Below are 1,136 nucleotides of genomic sequence, written 5' to 3' on the forward strand. Positions count from 1 at the left end.
CAGGCCGCACGGCGGCATCACCGGCTCAGGCGGGTGTGGGCGGACAGCGGATACACCGGCATGCTGGTGGGCTGGTGCGCCACGGCCCTGAACCTTAATGCTGACCGTCATCCGCCGCAGCGACAGCCAGACAGGCTTCGTCGTGCTGCCCAAACGGTGGCTCGTCGAGCGGACGTTCGCCTGGCTCACCCGCTCCCGGCGCCTCGCCCGTGACTACGAGCGGCTGCCCGCGTCGTCGGAGGCGATGGTCCTGTGGTCGATGACCATGGTCATGACCCGCCGTCTCGGCCATTGCCGCAGGCGAACCGGCCCGGTGCCGACTCGTGCACCCATCCCCGCGCAACGAGCCGCTTGAGCTTGCACCGCACTCCCTCGACCTTCGCAGGAATCACCTCCAGCCCCAACAAGGCAGTGATCTCACGGCAGTTCAGTGGCTGACCGCCGGTGGCGCGGCGTTCGGCCAGCAGGCCCATGACCTGCTGATATTCCGGCGCCAGCACCTCGGCCGACAGCTCCTCCCGCCAGACCGGAACCAGTGATCCGGGCTTCACCGCCGACGGCTTCCCGGCCTTGTTCCCCTCCGTCGTCTTCCCCGCCACAGCCTCCTGGGCTGCGGTTTCACCCGCGTCCCACACCTCGCTGATCCGCCTGCGGGCGATCAGCCACTCGTCCCACTCTGACTGCGCCGCCTCCAGCTCGGCCTGCAACTCCTCCACCCGCTTCCGGGCCGCCCGCTCTCGCTCCTCCAGCCGCCCCAGCACCGACGCCATCACACACCTCCAGCACGCCACCTCCACGGACGCACCGGACCTACCTCACCCGCCCCGGCATCACGCCTGACCGGCACAAACCCAGCCGCCACACTCGGTTTCGAGAAGCCCTCTCAGGTGACGCCGTGGCTGGCTCAGGGCGCGAGCGTGCCTCAGCAGCAGGTGATCCGCGACTTCGCCAAGTCCCGTGCCAAAGCGTTGAAGGACATCAAGGACCGCCTTCCGGTGCACCGTCGGGCCGGGATGCCCAGGTGGAAGCGCAAGCGGGAGGCGCGGCCGAGCCTGAACTACACGAAGCGGGGTTTCCGCATCAAGGACGGTCGCCTGCACCTCGCGGGCCAGATCGTGGTGACGGTGGTGTGGTCG

General features: G+C 69.1%; 2 protein-coding genes and 1 pseudogene. 2 read left to right on the plus strand and 1 reads right to left on the minus strand.

The window, feature by feature from the left end:
* Positions 1-97 precede the first annotated feature (97 nt).
* A complete protein-coding gene (locus tag ACWD5D_RS44845; RefSeq protein ID WP_451378505.1) occupies positions 98-355 on the plus strand; it encodes a transposase in 258 nt (85 codons plus the stop codon).
* Here the strand turns inward: ACWD5D_RS44845 and ACWD5D_RS44850 are convergent.
* Entirely contained in the window at positions 270-770 is a 501-nt protein-coding gene (locus tag ACWD5D_RS44850) for a hypothetical protein (RefSeq protein ID WP_451378506.1), read from the minus strand. The genes ACWD5D_RS44845 and ACWD5D_RS44850 overlap by 86 nt on opposite strands.
* Positions 771-836: 66 nt before the next feature.
* On the opposite strand from ACWD5D_RS44850, the pseudogene ACWD5D_RS44855 reads away from it, so the two are divergent.
* Positions 837-1,136, plus strand: a pseudogene (locus ACWD5D_RS44855) (hypothetical protein); the annotation flags it as partial.

The organism is Streptomyces sp. NPDC002520, from assembly GCF_053595235.1.

Coding starts and splice junctions, on each gene's coding strand:
- ACWD5D_RS44845 (WP_451378505.1), top strand. CDS start 98: ATGCTGACCGTCATCCGCCGCAGCGACAGCCAGACAGGCTTCGTCGTG.
- ACWD5D_RS44850 (WP_451378506.1), bottom strand. CDS start 770: ATGGCGTCGGTGCTGGGGCGGCTGGAGGAGCGAGAGCGGGCGGCCCGG.